The following is a 17,446-nucleotide window of genomic DNA, read 5'->3' as shown; positions in this document are numbered from 1 at the left end:
TCAGTCCTTCTCGATGGTGACCTTGCTGGGCTTGGCGCTGCGCTCGTCGGTGGTCGGCTTGCTGGGCCGCTTGCCGTTCTCACCGGTGCTGGTGATCTTGGTCGGTTTGGCGTCCCGACCACCCACCCCCGGGACGGCGGCGACGGTCGGTTCCCCGTCCACCCCGGCGCTGGCCGTGCCTCCGTCGACGGTGGTCATCGGCTCGGCCACGGGGCGCGTCGCCGGCTGCCCGGCGTCCTCCGCGCTGGCGTTCACCGGCTGCCGGGTGTCGGCGGACTCGGCCTTGAGGCCGGTGGTCGCACCCGACCCCTGCGACGTGCCGGCGTCGACGGTCGCCGAGCCGGAGACGGTCGCGCCGTCGTCGCCATCGCCGGCCCTCTTGCCGTCACCGGTGGCCGGCGTGGTCGGACCGTCGATCGGGCCGGCGACGCTCTGCAACCGCAGCTCGGCCATCTGCCGCTGGAGATCGTCGGACTCCTGCCGGGACTTCCAGGTCTCCTGCCGCAGGTCTGCGAGCTGCTGCTGGGCCTGGGCGATCTCCAGCATCACCTGGGCGAGCTGCTGCCGGCCCGCCGCCGCCTCCTGCTGGGTGGCCGCCAGGTGCTGCTGCGTGGTGGCCAGGTGCTGCTGGGTGGTGGCCGCGTACTCCTCGAACTGCCGGCGGGAGGCCGCGACATGCTCGTCGGCCTCGCGGCGCTTGTCGCCGGCCTCGGTCTTCGCCCGGCTCAGCAGCTCGGCGGCCTCCGTCTCGGCCCGCTGGCGCAGAGCAGCCGCGTCCTGCTCGGCCGCCTGGAGAACCCCGGCCGCGCCCTGCTCGATCTCGTTCTTGCGGGCCGTGTACTCGCTCTCCAGCTCCTCGTTACGAGCGGTGTACGCGGTTTCCAGCTCGTTCTTGCGGCCGGTGTACGCGGTCTCCAGCTCGTCGCGGCGGCTGGTGAAGCCCGTCTCCAGCTCCTGCTGACGACTGGTGAACCCGGTCTCCAACTCCTGCTGGCGGGACTTGTGCTGCTTGTCCAGCTCCTCGCGACGCTTGGCGTACTCCTGCTCGGCTGCGGAACGCCGCTGCTCCAGCTCCCGGTCCGCCGCCTCCCGCCGGGAGTTGACCTCCTGCTCCACCCCGGCCCGCCACGCGCCCAGCTCCTGCTGCGTCTGCTCCCGGGTGTGCTTGACGTACGCCTCGGTCTCGGTGCGCATCCGCTGCACGTACGCCTCGGTCTCGGCGCGGTTGCGCTTGGCCGACTCGGACGCCTGCGTGACCAGCCGCTCCGCCTCCTGCTGCGCCTTGGCGCGGGTGGCGCGGCCCGCCATCGAAGCGTCGTCGATGATCTGCTTGGCCTCGTGCTGCGCCTTGGCATGCGTGGCCCGGCCCGCCTCGGTCGCGGTGTCGGTGAGGCGCTTGGCCTCCTGTAGGGCCTTGGCGTGCACCTCCTTGGCCGCCTCGCGCAGGTCGCTGGCCTCCTGTCGGGCATTGGCCAACGTCTCGCGAGCCGCCTCGCGCAGCTTGGTCGACTCCTGCTGGGCCCGGGTGTGGATCTCCTTGGCGGTGTCCCGTAGCTGGGTGGCCTCCTGCTGGGCCTTCGCCAGCGCGTCCTGCGCCGTCTTACGCAGCTGCGCCGACTCGTCCCGGGCCGACCGCAGGGTCTTCTCCGCCTCCGCCCGCTGGGCGGCGCTGTGCCGCTCCTCCTCCGCGCGCCGCGCGGCGAGAGCGATCTCGAAGTCCTTCAGTGCCCGCGCGGCCTGCTCGCGGGCCTCCTCGACGATGTGCTCGGCCGCGGCACGACGGGCCTCGATCTCCACGTTGGCGTCGGCGACGATCTGCTCGGCCAGCTCTTCGGACTGGGTGAGGATCGAGTCGACGAGCGGGCCGAGATGCTTGAACGAAGCCTTGTCCACCACGTTCATCTGCTTGCGCACCTGGGTCAGGTCGCGCTGGAGGACCTCGACCTGGCCGGCGAGCTTGTGGATCTGTGTGTACGCCTGTTCCCGTTCCGAGGCGAGGGTCGCGATCTCGTGTTCGGCACGCGCGACATACCGATCGACCTGTTTCTTCTCGTACCCCCGCAGAGCGGACTCGAAGCTGGGCTCCGTCGTCACGTCCCCGCCAAGAGCGAACAGTTCCTCGCCGTGCGACATACCCCCATCCTCACACGCATCGGGGCCTGCTGGGGCGATACGGACGGGCCTTGTGCGAGCTACTTCACTCCGTTTTGAGCAGGGCATTCCACGAGCTGGGAAACGCATACGGCGCGAGGTGGAACCGGTCACCCGGTGTCACCTCGCGCCGTCGATGCCCCGACCTACGCCATGCGTCAGCCAGCGGTCTCCGCGGGAACCCGGTCCTGACCGCCGTCGGTCTTCTTGGCCTCCGGCTTGGCCGCCGGAGCCGCCGCAGCCGGCACCCCCGGAACGATGCCGGCGAGCCCGGAGAGCATCTGGCCCAGCTGCGAGGTGACCGCGTCCTTCTGCCGGGTGAGGTCCTCGACCTCGCGGCGGGCGGCCTGCGTGGTCAGCTCCGCCTCCGTGCGGGCCTCGGTGAGCAGGCGCTGCGACTCGGCCTTGGCCTCGTTGAGCGTCTTCTCGGAGTGGGCCTTGGCCTTGTCCACCGTCTCGGCGGCGTTGCGCTCCGACTCGACCCGCCGAGCCTCGGCGCGCTGCTCGATCTCCTTGGCGCGCTCCTGCGCGGCCCGGGCACGCTGCTCGGCCTCGCTGACCAGCTTCTGGGTCTGCGCGACCTGGGCGGCGTGGCGCTCGGACTCCTCGCGCTCGGCCTTCTCGCGCCGCTCGGCAAGCTGGAGCTCCAGAGCCTGGAGGTCCTTGTCGCGCTTGTCCCGGGCGTCGGTCAGCAGCTTGGTCGCCTCGGCACGCTTCTCCTCAGCCTCGCGGGCGGCCTTCGCCCGCTGCTGGGTGATCTCGCGCTCGGCGGTGGCCCGGAGGGTGGCCACCTCCCGCTCGACAGTCGACTTCAGCTCGGCCACCTCGTGCGCGGTGACGGTGCGCAGCTGCTTGGTCTCACGGTCGGCGTCCGCGCGCAGCGTGTCCGCCTCGCGGCGGGCCTGCACCCGAACCTCGGCGGCCTCACGCTCGGCGGCCGTACGCAGGTTGCCAGCCTCGCGCTCGGCGCTGGCCTTCATGGCGGCGGCCTCGGCGCGTGCCTTGTCGGTGATCTCGCGAGCCTCGAGGCGGGCGGCGGAGAGGATGCCCTCGGACTCGCGCTTGGCCTCGTTGCGGTGGTCGTTGGCCTGCTCCTCGGCGAGCCGGAGGATCTGCTCGACGCGGGTGCCGAGCCCGGAGAGGGTGGGCCGGTTGTTCTCTTCGAGCTGCTTGTTCGTGTCGGTGAGCTTCTGCTCCAACGCGCTCATGCGCTGTTCGGCTTGGCGGAGCCGACGCTGGGCGTCGTTCATCCGCTGCTCGGCCTCGGCACGGGCCTGCTCGGACTGGGTGAGCGCGGCGGTCATCCGGCCGAGGAAGTCGTCGACCTGGTGAGTGTTGTATCCGCGCAGACCCACGGTGAAATCTGGCTGCGAGTTCGCGTTATCGAAGAACGCGAGAGGGGAGGACTGCTGCTGGGGCATTGGGACATACTGGCAGACGCCCCAGGGTGGTTCGCAAGAGCGGTGCGGAGCTTTCGTGCCCTCTTTGCATGGTCAACTTGGGTGATCGGCAGAGCCGGACCAACCGGCGATCTTGGCAGGTCCCGGGCGGCGTGCACGCCATGTGGCGTGATCCGGAAAAGGGCCCCGAGTAACCCCGAGGCCCTTTGTTCGATCCCGGGGCAGCCTTGCGCTAATGGGATGGAAGAACAATGCCGGGCACCACAATGGCCACCCGGTGCTCGTCCGTCCGGCCGGTGACCAGGTCAGTGCCGGTTCAGTGGCCCCGGAACCGGTTGATCGCGTCCTCGTGCTGGGCGCGCAGCTCCCCGTCGCGTACGCCCAGCCCGTCGGTGGGTGCGAGGCAACGCACCCCGACCTTGCCCTGGTGGGCGTTGCGGTGCACCTCGTACGCGGCCTGTCCGGTCTGCTCCAGTGGATAGGTGCGGGAGACCGTCGGGTGCACCTTGCCGAGCGCGACCAGACGGTTGGCCTGCCACGCCTCGTGGTAGTTGGCGAAGTGGCTGCCGACGATCCGCTTGAGGTGCATCCACAGGTAGCGGTTGTCGTACTGGTGCTGGAAACCACTGGTGGACGCGCAGGTGACGATGGTCCCGCCGCGCCGGGCCACGAAGACGCTGGCGCCGAACGTCTCCCGCCCCGGGTGCTCGAAGACGATGTCCGGGTCCTCTCCGCCGGTCAGCTCGCGGATCCTCTCGCCGAAGCGCCGCCACTCGTCCGGGTCCTGGGTCTCCTCGTCCTTCCAGAAGCGGAAACCCTCCGCGGCCCGGTCGATGACCAGCTCCGCGCCCATCCGGCGGCACAGCTCGGCCTTCTCCGGCGAGGAGACGACGCAGACCGGGATCGCGCCGCCGTTGAGCGCCATCTGGGTGGCATACCCGCCGAGGCCACCGGAGGCGCCCCAGATCAGCACCACGTCACCCTGCTTCATGTTGGCCCCGTGGTGGGAGACGAGCTGCCGGTACGCGGTGGAGTTGACCAGCCCGGGGCTGGCCGCTTCCTCCCAGCTCAGGTGCCGCGGCTTCGGCATGAGCTGGTTGGCCTTGACCACCGCCATCTCGGCCAGCCCGCCGAAGTTGGTCTCGAAGCCCCAGATCCGCTGCTGCGGGTCGAGCATGGTGTCGTCGTGCCCGGCCGCGTCCTCCAGTTCGACGGAGAGGCAGTGCGCGACCACCTCGTCGCCGGGCGCCCAGCGGGTCACCCCGGGGCCGACGCGCAGCACCACGCCCGCCGCGTCCGAACCGACCACGTGGTACGGCAGGTCGTGCCGGCGGGTCAGCTCGGAGACCCGGCCGTAGCGCTGGAGGAACTTGAAGGTGGAAACCGGCTCGAAGATGCTGGTCCACACGGTGTTGTAGTTGATCGCGCTGGCCATCACCGCGATCAGTGCCTCGCCAGGCGCCAGCTCCGGCGTCGGCACCTCCTGCACGTGCAGCGCCTTGCGTGGGTCCTTGTCCCGGCTGGCCATGCCGTCGAACATCCGGGACTCCTCGGCGCGGACCACCACGCCCCGGTAGCTCTCCGGCACGGGCAGCCCGGCGACGCCGGCGAGCTCGCGGTCCGGATCGTTCGATTCCTCCGCCGCCATGATCGCTTCGAGGATGTCCTGCACGGTGACCTCCGGTTCGTCCGCACCCGCACGGGCCTGGGTGCTGCCATCGTCGGCGCCGGTGGGGCACGACCACCATGTCGGCATTCGACACATCCGACCCCGATCGCGCTCCTGTGGGGCCGGACGTTACTGAACGGTAGCTAGGCCGGGAAGTCCTCTGTGAAAAACTGCATCCACCGATGCGTGAAGGTGTCCGACCAGCCCGTCAACCGCGCACTGGCGTGCGCGCAAACGGCTTCGCGGGCCACGCCCCCGCGCGAGGAGGCAACAACGTCGGGGATGTTGCTGCCTCAGACGCGATGGAGGCAGCAACATCCCCGACGTTGCGCGGATCTTGCTAGCGGCGCGGGGCGGGGTGGCGCGGGAGGTCAGTGCGGGGTGCGGGCGGGTTCGACCAGTTCCACGAGGACGCCGCCGGCGTCCTTCGGGTGTACGAAGTTGATCCGGCTGTCCGCGGTGCCGCGTCTCGGGGTCTCGAAGAGGAGTCGCATGCCCCGCTCGCGCAGTGCCGCGCAGGCCGCGTCGACGTCCACCACGGTGTACGCGACCTGCTGCACGCCCGGCCCGCTGCGGTCCAGGAACTTGGCGATCGTCGACTCCGGGGTCAGCGGTGCGAGCAACTGCACGCAGCCGCCCTCGGTGGTCGGCCCGACGGACAGCATCGCCTCGCGAACGCCCTGTTCCTCGTTCGTCTCGACGTGTACGCAGCGCATCCCGAACGTCCGCTGGTAGAAGTCGATCGCGGCGTCCAGGTCGGCCACGGCGATCCCGACGTGGTCAATCTTGCGAAGCCCGATGTCTGTGACGTAGTCCGCACCGGGCTCGGCGGGGGAGTTGTCAGCCATGGCGTTAGTCTGACCGAACAATCGTTAAGGCGTACAGCTCGGCACCCCCCTTGAACAGTTCGGCACCCCCTTCGGAGGCAGGCATGGCTTCGGTGATCGTCAGCGGCGCGCGGACCCCGATGGGGCGGCTGCTGGGCAACCTCAAGGACCTCCCGGCCACGAAGCTCGGCGGAATCGCCATCAAGGCGACGCTGGAGCGTGCCGGCGTCAGCCCGGACCAGGTCCAGTACGTGATCATGGGGCAGGTGTTGCAGGCCGGCGCCGGTCAGATCCCGGCGCGACAGGCGGCGGTCGAGGCCGGCGTGCCGATGTCCGTGCCGGCGCTGACCATCAACAAGGTCTGCCTCTCCGGCCTGGACGCCATCGCCCTGGCCGACCAGCTGATCCGCGCCGGCGAGTTCGACATCGTGGTGGCCGGCGGCATGGAGTCGATGACCAACGCGCCACACCTGCTGATGGGCCAGCGCACCGGCTACAAGTACGGCGACGTGGTGGTCAAGGACCACATGGCGCACGACGGGCTCAGTGACGCCTGGGACTGCTGCTCGATGGGCGAGTCCACCGAGCGGCTCGGCAGCAAGCACGGCATCTCCCGTACCGAGCAGGACGCCTTCGCCGCCGCCAGCCACCAGCGGGCCGCCGCCGCCCAGAAGAACGGCCACTTCGCCGACGAGATCACCCCGGTGGTGATCCCGCAGCGCAAGGGTGACCCGCTGGTGATCAGCGAGGACGAGGGCATCCGCCCGGACACCACCGTCGAGTCGCTGGCCAAGCTGCGTCCCGCCTTCGCCAAGGACGGCACCATCACCGCCGGCAGTTCGTCGCCGATCTCCGACGGCGCTGCCGCCGTGCTCGTGATGAGCAAGGCCAAGGCCACCGAGCTGGGGCTGACCTGGCTGGCCGAGATCGGTGCGCACGGCAACGTGGCGGGCCCGGACAACTCCCTGCACTCGCAGCCGTCCAACGCGATCAACCACGCCCTGAAGAAGGGTGGCCTGAGCGTCGCGGACCTGGACCTCATCGAGATCAACGAGGCGTTCGCCCAGGTCGGCATCCAGTCCACCCGTGACCTCGGCATCAGTCCGGACAAGGTCAACGTCAACGGCGGCGCGATCGCCCTCGGGCACCCGATCGGCATGTCCGGCGCTCGTCTCGTACTCACCCTCGCCCTGGAGCTGAAGCGGCGCGGCGGTGGCACCGGCGCGGCGGCCCTCTGCGGCGGCGGTGGCCAGGGTGACGCCCTGATCATCCACGTGCCGGGCCAGTGAGCGGAGCGGCCGAGCACGTGCCGGCGGCGGGCGCCACGTCGGTGCGCCGCAGTCGGGACGTACCGCTGCTGGTGGAACGGGCCCGCGCGGGTGACCCCCGCGCGGTGGCCCGGTTGATCACGTTGGTGGAGAACGGCGACACGCTGCTGCCGGCGATCGCCGCGGCGCTGGCGCCGTACGCCGGGCAGGCCCAGGTGGTCGGGTTGACCGGCTCGCCCGGGGTGGGCAAGTCGACCACCACGAACGAGCTGGTCCGGGCCCTGCGGGCGCGCGGGCACCGGGTCGGCGTGCTGGCGGTCGACCCGTCCAGCCCGTTCACCGGCGGCGCGATCCTGGGTGACCGGGTGCGGATGCAGGACCACGCCACCGATCCGGGCGTCTACATCCGGTCCATGTCCAGTCGGGGTCACCTCGGCGGGCTGGCCGCGGCGACGCCGCAGGCGGTCCGGGTGCTGGAGGGCGCAGGCTGTGACGTGGTGCTGGTGGAGACAGTCGGCGTCGGGCAGGCCGAGGTCGAGGTCGCCTCGCTGGCCGACACCACGCTGGTGCTGCTCGCGCCCGGGATGGGCGACGCGATCCAGGCGGTCAAGGCCGGCATCCTGGAGATCGCCGACGTCTTCGTGGTCAACAAGGCCGACCGGGACGGCGTCGACGCCACCGTCCGCGACATCCAGGGCATGATCGCCCTCGGTGAGCGCGGGCCGGGGCAGTGGCGACCGCAGGTGGTCCGCTCGATCGCCGCCCGTGGCGAGGGCATCGACGACATCGCCGCCGCCATCGACAAGCACCGCGGCTGGCTGGTCGAGCACCGCGAGCTGCGCCGCCGTCAGGAGGCGCGGGCCGCCGCCGAGATCGAGGCCATCGCGCTCGGCATCCTCCGCGCCCGGATCGGCTCACTCCGCGACGGTACGGAGTTGGCCACGCTCGCCACCAAGGTCGCCGAGGGTGCGACCGACCCGTACACGGCGGCGGACGAGTTGCTCGCCCAGCTCGCTCGCTGACCCGGCGACCCGCCGACCAGCGCGTCCACCTGGACGAACCAGGCCGGCACTGTCCGGTGCGGACCCACGTCTTCGCTCGTTCGGCCGGTCGGAGCGCACCTCACGCCCGCAAGCGAAGGTCGCTCTGGTTTTAGTAGGCTCGCCGCGCGTGGCCGCAAACGAGGCTTCCGCGAAGCGGGCTGACGAATCGGTCGGTCCACAGTGCGTCGGGACCAGGGGAGATGTGATCATGACGGACGCGGTGGAGAACGCCGGTGCAGTGCAGCCCGCGACGGGTGCGGCCCGGGGTGTCACGTCGGTTTCCGACGAGGTCGTCGAGAAGATCGCCGGCGCGGCCGCTCGTGCGGTGCCCGGTGTCGCCGATCTTGGCGGTGACGTGGCGCGGTTCTTCAACAGCGTGCTGGACAAGGTCGGCCTGGACGAGGTGGGCGACGCTCGCCGAGGCGTCTCGGCCGACGTGAAGGGCAGCGCGGCCGTCATCAACGTGGTCCTGGTGATCGACGCCGGGCACGTCGTGGCCGATGTGACCGAGGCGGTGCGCGCCGCCGTGATCGAGGCGGTGGAGAAGTACGGCCTGACGGTCACCCAGGTCAACGTCACGGTTGACGACATCGAGCTGAATCAGCCGGGAGCGGCAGCCGGAGCCTGAGGCGTCGGTGCGGCGGCGTCGGGCCGCCCGGGATCACGGCCGCTGCCCGCCGCTGTCGAGATAGCGCAGCACCGCGATCACGCGCCGGTTGTCGCCGGTCGTGACCGGCAGTTGCAGTTTGCTGAAGATGCTGTTGATGTGCTTCTCGACGGACCGTTCCGTGATCACCAGCTCGGCCGCGATGCCGGCGTTCGACCTGCCCTCGGCCATGAGTTGGAGTACCTCCAACTCGCGTGGGGCGAGCCTGCGCAGCGGGGTGTCCCGGCGGCTACGGGAGACGATCTGGCGGACGACCTCGGGGTCGAAGACGGTGCCGCCGGCACCCACCCGGTTCAGCGCGTCGAGGAACTCGCCAACCTCGCCGACCCGGTCCTTGAGCAGGTAGCCGACCCCGTGGAGGTTGCCGCCGAGCAGGTCGGCGGCGTAGCGCTCCTCGACGTACTGCGAGAGCACCAGCACCGCGGTGTCGGGCTGCTGACGCCGGATGACCAGCGCGGCGCGCAGCCCTTCGTCGCTATGGGTGGGCGGCATTCGTACGTCGAGGAGCGCGAGGTCGGGACGGTGTTCGGCGACGGCCCGGAGCAACTGCTCCGCGTCGGCGACCGCCTCGACGACCTCGTGCCCGTTGGTCGTGAGCAGCAGGGCGAGGCCCTGGCGTAGCAGCGCGGCGTCCTCGGCGATCACCACCCGCATGGCAGCTCCATGGTGAGCACCGTCGGCCCGCCTGCCGGGCTGTACACGGTCAGGTCGCCGTCGACGCCGTGGGCACGCTCGGCGAGCCCTGCCAGCCCGGACCCGCTCGACGTGTCGGCACCGCCAACGCCGTCGTCGGTCACCCGGATCAGCAGCGCGTCGCGGCGGGCCGCCAAGTGGACCTGAGCCCGAGTGGCGCGGGCGTGCTTGGCCGTGTTGGACAGCGCCTCGGACACCATGAAGTAGGCGATGGACTCGATGAGTCGCGGCGGTCGACGGTCGAGGCGTACGTCGATCGTGACCGGCACCGGCGACCGGGCGGCCAGGGCGGACAGCGCGGCGTCCAGGCCCCGGTCGGCGAGCACCGGCGGGTGCAGCCCACGGGTGAGGTCGCGTAGCTCGACGATTGCCTGCTTGGCCTCCTGATGGGCGGTGGCGAGCAGCGGCGCGGCGCGGACGGGGTCGTCGGCGAACTGGTGGCGGACCATGCCGAGGGTCATGACCAGGTGGATGAGGCGTTGCTGCGCGCCGTCGTGCAGGTCGCGCTCGATGCGTCGGCGTTCGGCCTCGGTGGCTCGGATGACCTCGGCGCGGCGGCGCTCGACCTCCTGCACTCGGGCCCGGAGCTGGCGGGTCGACGCCCAGCCGAGCAGGGTCTTCGCGAGCGAGACGTGCACCAGGGTGAGTACCCGCACCACCGTCGGGGCGGCGATCAGCAGGGCCAGCCCACCGGTGACCAGCAGCGCAGCGGTGACCGGCCGCAGCGGCCCGTGCAGCAGAGCGTGGGCGGTGCTGTCGTAGGCCAGCGGGGTGTCGGCGAACGGCCATGCCGGCGGACGCGTGGCGGCGACCAGCAGCCAGACCCCGCCGCCCCAGGCGATCACGGTCAGCAGCGCCGTGCTGAGTGCCAGCGGCAGGCGGAGCAGGTGGTACGCCGCGACCCTCCACAGAGTCGGATCGAGCACGAGATTCCCGGCCCGCTGTGCCCAACCGGTCCCGGCGGGCGCGCGCAGTGCCACCGACACCCGTTCGTCGAGCACCCGGCGGCACCACTGCGCTTCGAGGTGGGCGCAGCAGCGCAGCGCGGTCCCGTAGCCGAGGAAGATCGGCACGCCGAGCAGCAGGACGGGCAGGAGCACCGCGGAGAGCACGAGCCCGATGACGCTGAGCGCGGTCATCACCACCGCCCACGGAGTCACCACCAGCAGGTGCAGGGTTCGCCGCCAGGTGTCGGTGGAGACGAGCGCCGTGGCCTCCCGGCCCAGTCGTGACCGCCACGCCGTGGCCTGCTCGATCATCACTCTCCCTGGTCAGGGCTGCTCAGTGGGCCAGCCTATGGCGAGCTGGGCGGGCACGACAGGAGGGCAGCCTGCCAGTGCTCGGGGGTGCTACCACCACCTCGATCTCGCATGGTGGCCCGGCAGCCGGGAGGGGTCCTTCTCGACACGCTTGTTCCGTGCCGACCTGCCCACCCCTACCGCACGGAGATCACGTGATGAAACGGTCAGCGACATCCCTGGAGTCGGGACGACGAGTCCCCCGTCTGATCGCCGCGGCATTCGCAGCCACCGCCGTAGCGGTGGCGTTGATGCTTGTCAGCCTGGTCGTCGAGCTACTCGACGGTGCTCCGGCCCACCGGATCTTCTGGCCGGCAGAGCTGGGCTCGATGCTGTTGTTCTTTGCCACGATGACCCGGCAGGGGCGGCAGTGGGCTCGGGTCACCCTGACCGCGCTGGTCGCGAACACCGTGGTGTTCAGGCTGCCCGGCATGGTCGGCGACCCGGGAGACCGGCAGCCGCTGGCGGTGGTGTTCGACTGGATGAGCCTGGGCGCGATGGGTGCCGCTGTGCTCCTGATCTTCCTGCCGGCCGCCAACCGGTACATGCGGGCGACCCGCGACCAGCAGCGGCTCATCTCACCCCGGGTCCGCAAGGCGCTGTTGGCGACGCACATCGCGAGCGCCGTTGGCTGGCTCGGCGTGATCACCGTGATGGCGACCATGGCCATCGCCGCTGCCGCCGCCGACGACCTCGGCTACCTGCGCTCGGCGTACACCATGATGCTGCTGGTCGACCACACGTTCCTCGGCCCGGCCCACCAACTCGCCCTGCTGACCGGGGTGGCACTTGCGGCGGGCACGCCGTGGGGGCTCTGGCGGCGTCGGTGGGTCGCGACGAAGCTCGTGCTGATGCTGGTGATCATGCTGGTTGGCAGCGCGGTCCTCCAGGACCTGGCGGTACGCGCGCACGAGCTGGTCGAGGCGGGCCGACCGGTGGCCGAGATCCGGGCCGAGGCCGGGCTGCCGCTGGCGCTGCTGACGCCGCTGGGGCCGGCGGTCGGGCTGATCGCGACGCTGCTGTCGGTCTACAAACCGGGCGGCCCGACCCGATACGGCCGCCGCCGTGGCGCGGAGCGCCGACGCCCGGTCGGCAACCCGGCGGGCATGGTCGCCGTGGTCCGTGACATCCGGTCGGTCGCCCGCGACGTCGTCACGGTGACGCTGGTCGGTGAGTCGGGCCGGCCGCTGCCGGCGTGGGAACCGGGGGCGCACATCGATCTCACGCTGCCCTCCGGCGTGGTCCGCCAGTACTCGCTCTGCGGCGCTGCGGCCGATCGGAGCAGTTACCGGATCGCGGTACGGCGGGATCCCGCCGGTCGAGGTGGCTCGGCCGAGGCGCACCAGCTTCGACCCGGGCAGCGGGTCGTCGTAGGTGGCCCGCGGAACCACTTTCCCCTGGTGCCCGCGCCGGCGTACCTCTTCGTCGCCGGCGGGATCGGCGTCACCCCGATCCTGCCGATGGTGCGGAGGGTGCGGGCCGAGGGCCGACCGTGGCGGCTGCTCTACGTGGGAGGCTCGACCGAGCGGATGGCCTTCCGGGACGAGGTGTCGGCGCTCGGCGCCGACCGGGTGGAGATCTTCGCCACGGACACCGATGGCAGGCCTGACCTGCTCCGACTGCTGAATGCGGCATCCGCCGACACCGCGGTCTACTGCTGTGGGCCGGCCGAGCTGATTGCCGCGGTCGAGCGGCTCACGCCGCCCGATCGGCGGCACGTCGAAAGGTTCACCGCCACACCTCGCGTCGCCGCCGACAACCAGCCCTTCGAAGCCGAGTTGGCCCGCACCGGGCAGTTGCTCCAGGTGCCGGCGAGCCGCAGCCTGCTCGACGTGATCCGTGAGGTCGTACCCGAGGTCCCCGCCTCGTGCGAGAACGGTCTGTGCGGCAGTTGCGGCGTTGTCGTGGTCGATGGGCAGGCTGAGCACCGCGACGACATCCCAGCGGCGCGGCGGCGGGACGGCCGGGACGTCGTCTATCCGTGCGTCTCCCGGTCGCGCACCCCGCGGCTGGTCCTGGACCTTTGATGCCATTCGCCAGCTCACGTTACCGGTCGGTACGGCGTGACTTAGCGATCGTTCAGGTCAGGGCTCTACACTCGACGTGCAGTCGAGGACCCGAGGAGGAGCCCTGCTCATGGACGCCGACGAGATCGACGCCGGACGGGCGCGCTGGCAGGCCCGTTACGACGGCGCGCGCAAGCGGGACGCCGACTTCACCACGCTCTCCGGGATGCCGGTGGACCCGGTCTACGGCCCGCCGGAGGGCGCCACGTACCCGGGCTTCGAGCGGATCGGCTGGCCGGGCGAGTACCCGTACACCCGGGGTCTGTATCCGACGGGTTACCGCGGACGGACCTGGACCATCCGGCAGTTCGCCGGCTTCGGCAACGCCCAGCAGACCAACGAGCGCTACAAGATGATCCTCGGCGCGGGCGGCGGAGGCCTCTCGGTCGCGTTCGACATGCCCACGCTGATGGGCCGCGACTCGGACGACCCGCAGGCGCTCGGCGAGGTCGGGCACTGCGGCGTCGCCATCGACACCGCCACCGACATGCAGGCGCTCTTCGACGGCATCGACCTGGCCGGTGTCACCACCTCGATGACCATCTCCGGCCCGGCCGTGCCGGTGTTCTGCATGTACCTGGTCGCCGCCGAGCGGCAGGGCGCCGACCTGTCCACGCTGGACGGCACCCTGCAGACCGACATCTTCAAGGAGTACATCGCGCAGAAGGAGTGGCTCTTCGACCCCGAGCCGCACCTGCGCCTGATCGGCGACCTGATGGAATACTGCGCCGCCGAGATCCCGCGCTACAAGCCGCTGTCGGTCTCCGGTTACCACATCCGCGAGGCCGGCTCGACCGCCGCGCAGGAGTTGGCGTACACCCTGGCCGACGGTTTCGGCTACGTGGAGCTGGGCCTCTCGCGCGGGCTGGACGTCAACGTGTTCGCGCCGGGGCTGAGCTTCTTCTTCGACTCGCACGTCGACTTCTTCGAGGAGATCGCCAAGTTCCGCGCCGCCCGCCGGATCTGGGCCCGCTGGCTGCGCGACGTCTACGGCGCCACCAGCGAGAAGGCGCTCTGGCTGCGGTTCCACACGCAGACCGCAGGCGTGTCGCTGACCGCGCAGCAACCGGTCAACAACGTCGTACGCACCGCCGTCGAGGCCCTCGCGGCGGTGCTCGGTGGCACCAACTCGCTGCACACCAACGCGCTGGACGAGACGCTGGCGCTGCCCACCGACGAGTCCGCCGAGATCGCCCTGCGTACGCAGCAGGTGCTGATGGAGGAGACCGGTGTGGTCAACGTGGCCGACCCGCTCGGCGGCTCCTGGTACGTCGAGGCGCTGACCGACAAGATCGAGGCCGAGGCGGAGGAGATCTTCGCCCGGATCCGGCAGCTCGGCGGGGAGGGGCCGCACCAGATCGGCCCGATGACCTCGGGCATCCTGCGGGGCATCGAGGACGGCTGGTTCACCGGGCACATCGCCGAGTCGGCCTTCGTCTACCAGCAGGCCCTCGAAAAGGGTGACAAGAAGATCGTCGGGGTCAACTGCCACACCGGCACGGTCGCCAAGGAGCTGGAGATCCTGCGCATCTCGCACGAGGTGGAGCTGGAGCAGCGCCGGGTGCTCGCCGAGCGCAAGAGCGCCCGGGACGAGTCCGCGGTCCGTGCGGCGGTGACCCGGATGGTCGAGGTCAGCCGCACCGACGGGAACATGATCCCCGCGATGCTGGACGCGGTCCGCGCCGAGGCGACCCTGGGCGAGATCTGCGACGCGCTCCGCGCCGAGTGGGGCACCTACCGCGAGCCGGCCCGCTTCTGACACAGCGCCCCTCCGTCGATCTTGCATTTCCGGCCGAATGAATACGGCAAACGGCGCGTATTCGGCGTCCTGAAGTGCAAGATCGCGGGGGTGTGCGGCGGGGCGTGAGAGTTGCAACGTCGGGGTTGCGGGTGAGCTGAGAATCCGGGCTCACGTGCGAGACTAGGTAACCATGAGCGACCCACGGATCACCTCGTCGATCTTCACCCGCGGCGCGGTCGACCTCAGCACACTGCGCGGCCCCGCACCAGCCAGCTCCCGCCCCGGCACGCCCCCGCAGGGCGGCCCGTCCAACGGCGCGCCCGCTGCTGGCGGTAACACCGCCATCGTCGACGTCACCGAGGCGACCATCCAGTCCGACGTGCTCGAACGGTCGATGGCCATGCCCGTCGTCGTGTTCTTCGGCGCCGCAGGCTTCCCGGAGAGCGACGAGTTCGCCCCGGTGTTGGAGCGACTGAACGCCGAGGGCGCCGGCAGTTGGGTGCTGGCACGGGTCGACGTGCAGGAAAATCCGCGAATCGCCCAGATGTTCCGGGTCCAGGGCATCCCCATGGTCTACGCGGTCGTCGGCGGGCAGCCGGTCGACGCCTTCTCCGGGGTGGTGCCCGAGGCGCAGTTGCGGCAGTGGCTCCAGGCCGTGCTCAAGGCCGGCGGCGTGACCGTGGCCGAACCGGAGGACCCTCGCCTCGACGAGGCGGACGACGCGCTGATGAGCGGTGACCTGGACGCCGCCGAGCAGGCGTACCGCAAGATCCTGGCCGACGCGCCGGCGGACGCGGCGGCAACGGCGGGGCTGGCCCAGGTCGGGGTGGCCCGCCGGGTGGCCGGCGCGGACCCCTCCACCGCGCTGGCCGCCGCCGAGAGTGCCCCCGACGACGTGGCCGCCCAGCTGCTGGCCGCCGACATCGAGGTGCTCAGCGGCCTGGCCGAGCAGGCATACTCCCGGCTCGTCGGCCTGGTCCGGCGCACCGCCGGCGAGGACCGTGAGACGGTGCGCCAGCACCTGGTCTCGCTCTTCTCCATCGCGGGCCCGGACGATCCGGCGGTCGCCTCGGCGCGCCGGGCCCTGGCCAGCGCCCTGTTCTGAGTTCGTAGCACGCCAGCGCGGGCCGGCGTTCCGGCCGGCCCGCCCGACCACCGAGGACGGGAGCTCATGATGCGCCGGATCGCCGTCCTCGACGCGCCGACAAATCTTGGCCTACGGCCGCCGACGTCCACGTCGGTCCCCGGTTGCGCCAAGGCGCCCGGCGCGCTGCGCGACCACGACCTGCTGGCCCGGTTGCGCGCCCGCGACGCCGGCTGCATCACCCCACCCCGCTACGACCCGGGCGACTGGCGGCCCGGCGACGGGGTGTGCCATGCCCGGGAGATCGCCGACTACTCGCTGGCGCTCGCCGAACGGATCGGCTCGATCATCGACCGGGGAGAGTTCCCGGTGGTGTTGGGCGGCGACTGCTCCGTGCTGCTCGGCTCGGCGCTGGCCATGCACCGCCTCGGTGAGGCCGTCGGCGGGCGGATCGGGCTGGTCTTCGTCGACGGGCACTCCGACTTCCGGCATCCCGGCAACGCCTCCTACGTCGGCGCCGCCGCTGGTGAGGACCTTGCCCTCGTCACCGGGCGAGGCCAGGCCGATCTGGCCGCACTGGAAGGACGCCGGCCCTACTTCCGCGACATCGACGTGGTGGTGCTCGGCATCCGCGCCCAGGACGAGTACCGGCTCGACCTCCAGGCCGCCGGGATCACCACCCGCCCGGTCCCCGCGCTGCGGGCCGAAGGCGCTGCCCGGACGGCCCAGTGGGCGCACGAGCAACTCGCCGACTGCGCGGGCTACTGGGTGCACATCGACGTGGACGTTCTCGACCCCGCGGTGATGCCGGCGGTGGACGCACCCGACCCGGGCGGCATCGCCTTCGCCGAGCTGGAGATCCTGCTCGCCGGCCTGGTCGACACCCCGCACTGCCTCGGCGTCGAGCTGACCGTCTTCGACCCCGACTACGATCCGGACGGCTCGTACGCGGCCGAGATCGTCAACACCGTGGTCGCCGGCCTGGCCCCGGTCACCGCCCCCGAGGCGGTGCCGCCCCGACTGCTGTCGGCGCGGCCAGCCCCCGGCCCCCGGCGCGGCAACGGCCGGACCCCGGCCGCCACCGAACGACCCGACCGCTCCCAGCGGCGCGACGGGCCGGAGCGTGCCGAGCGGGTGGATGCCGGGTCGCTCGCGGAGGCCGGATCCTCCGATGTCGGGCCTGCCGGCGTCGCATCCTCGGGCTTGCGGTCTGCCGGCGCTGGTCCTTCCGACGGCCGTTTCGTCGTGGGCGCAGCACCGCACGACATCGTGGCTGGGACGGGATCAGCCGTCACCAACGGTCAGGCCCGCTCCGAGCAGTCGGACGTCGCGGCGGACATCGCGGCCACGGTCGAGCGGGAGCCGGTCGAGCGGGAGCCGGTCGGCCCGCCCGCATCGGCCGGCCCAGGCCTGCTCCGGCGGCCTTCCGTATCGGCTCAGACTCACTCGGACCGGCACAAAGCCGACACAGCCTGACCGTCTGACGGCCGACCGGGCCGTGAGCCACTCGGTTTCACGGAAGTCGCGGTATCCGGATGG

General features: G+C 71.4%; 13 protein-coding genes. 7 read left to right on the top strand and 6 right to left on the bottom strand.

The window, feature by feature from the left end; translation table 11 throughout:
- The 4 genes from ABGB10_RS15920 to mce all read right to left on the bottom strand — a co-directional run bounded on the left by ABGB10_RS15920 (position 1) and on the right by mce (position 6,068).
- Positions 1-2,133 (bottom strand): hypothetical protein, encoded by a 2,133-nt coding sequence (locus ABGB10_RS15920; protein ID WP_347661608.1) that lies wholly within the window; start codon positions 2,131-2,133, stop codon positions 1-3.
- Between the two features lie 176 nt (positions 2,134-2,309).
- A complete protein-coding gene (locus ABGB10_RS15915) occupies positions 2,310-3,572 on the bottom strand; it encodes a DivIVA domain-containing protein (protein WP_088987907.1) in 1,263 nt (420 codons plus the stop codon).
- Positions 3,573-3,867: 295 nt separating this feature from the next.
- Positions 3,868-5,223, bottom strand: coding sequence for a crotonyl-CoA carboxylase/reductase (ccrA, locus tag ABGB10_RS15910; RefSeq protein WP_347661717.1), 1,356 nt, complete (start codon positions 5,221-5,223; stop codon positions 3,868-3,870).
- A 368-nt stretch (positions 5,224-5,591) separates the two neighbouring features.
- Entirely contained in the window at positions 5,592-6,068 is a 477-nt protein-coding gene (gene mce, locus ABGB10_RS15905) for a methylmalonyl-CoA epimerase (RefSeq protein WP_347661607.1), read from the bottom strand.
- 83 nt (positions 6,069-6,151) lie between these two features.
- Here mce and ABGB10_RS15900 point away from each other — a divergent pair, with 83 nt between their 5' ends.
- The 3 genes from ABGB10_RS15900 (at position 6,152) to ABGB10_RS15890 (ending at position 8,986) form a co-directional block, all read left to right on the top strand.
- Entirely contained in the window at positions 6,152-7,336 is a 1,185-nt protein-coding gene (locus ABGB10_RS15900; RefSeq protein ID WP_347661606.1) for an acetyl-CoA C-acetyltransferase, read from the top strand.
- Positions 7,333-8,337, top strand: coding sequence for a methylmalonyl Co-A mutase-associated GTPase MeaB (meaB, locus tag ABGB10_RS15895; protein WP_347661605.1), 1,005 nt, complete (start codon positions 7,333-7,335; stop codon positions 8,335-8,337). Before ABGB10_RS15900 ends, meaB begins: the two co-directional genes overlap by 4 nt.
- 229 nt (positions 8,338-8,566) lie before the next feature.
- A complete protein-coding gene (locus ABGB10_RS15890) occupies positions 8,567-8,986 on the top strand; it encodes an Asp23/Gls24 family envelope stress response protein (protein WP_347661604.1) in 420 nt (139 codons plus the stop codon).
- A gap of 33 nt (positions 8,987-9,019) precedes the next feature.
- On the opposite strand, the gene ABGB10_RS15885 is transcribed toward ABGB10_RS15890, so the two are convergent.
- Positions 9,020-9,679 carry a response regulator transcription factor gene (locus tag ABGB10_RS15885; RefSeq protein WP_347661603.1) on the bottom strand — a complete coding sequence of 220 codons (660 nt, stop codon included), beginning with the start codon at positions 9,677-9,679 and terminating at the stop codon, positions 9,020-9,022.
- Positions 9,667-10,977 carry a sensor domain-containing protein gene (locus ABGB10_RS15880; protein WP_347661602.1) on the bottom strand — a complete coding sequence of 437 codons (1,311 nt, stop codon included), beginning with the start codon at positions 10,975-10,977 and terminating at the stop codon, positions 9,667-9,669. The genes ABGB10_RS15885 and ABGB10_RS15880 overlap by 13 nt, the downstream gene beginning before the upstream one ends.
- Before the next feature lie 290 nt (positions 10,978-11,267).
- Here ABGB10_RS15880 and ABGB10_RS15875 point away from each other — a divergent pair, with 290 nt between their 5' ends.
- The 4 genes from ABGB10_RS15875 to ABGB10_RS15860 all read left to right on the top strand — a co-directional run bounded on the left by ABGB10_RS15875 (position 11,268) and on the right by ABGB10_RS15860 (position 17,383).
- Entirely contained in the window at positions 11,268-13,043 is a 1,776-nt protein-coding gene (locus ABGB10_RS15875; RefSeq protein WP_347661601.1) for a PDR/VanB family oxidoreductase, read from the top strand.
- A gap of 109 nt (positions 13,044-13,152) precedes the next feature.
- Positions 13,153-14,841, top strand: coding sequence for a methylmalonyl-CoA mutase family protein (locus ABGB10_RS15870; RefSeq protein WP_347661600.1), 1,689 nt, complete (start codon positions 13,153-13,155; stop codon positions 14,839-14,841).
- A 172-nt stretch (positions 14,842-15,013) separates the two neighbouring features.
- Complete coding sequence (locus ABGB10_RS15865) at positions 15,014-15,928, top strand: tetratricopeptide repeat protein (protein ID WP_347661599.1); 915 nt, start codon at positions 15,014-15,016, stop codon at positions 15,926-15,928.
- A gap of 66 nt (positions 15,929-15,994) precedes the next feature.
- Entirely contained in the window at positions 15,995-17,383 is a 1,389-nt protein-coding gene (locus ABGB10_RS15860; RefSeq protein ID WP_347661598.1) for an arginase family protein, read from the top strand.
- Positions 17,384-17,446: the final 63 nt, after the last annotated feature.

Origin of the sequence: Micromonospora sp. B9E7 (assembly GCF_039871815.1) — a bacterium.
GTDB lineage: Bacteria > Actinomycetota > Actinomycetes > Mycobacteriales > Micromonosporaceae > Micromonospora.
This window is presented reverse-complemented; position numbering and strand designations above follow the sequence as displayed.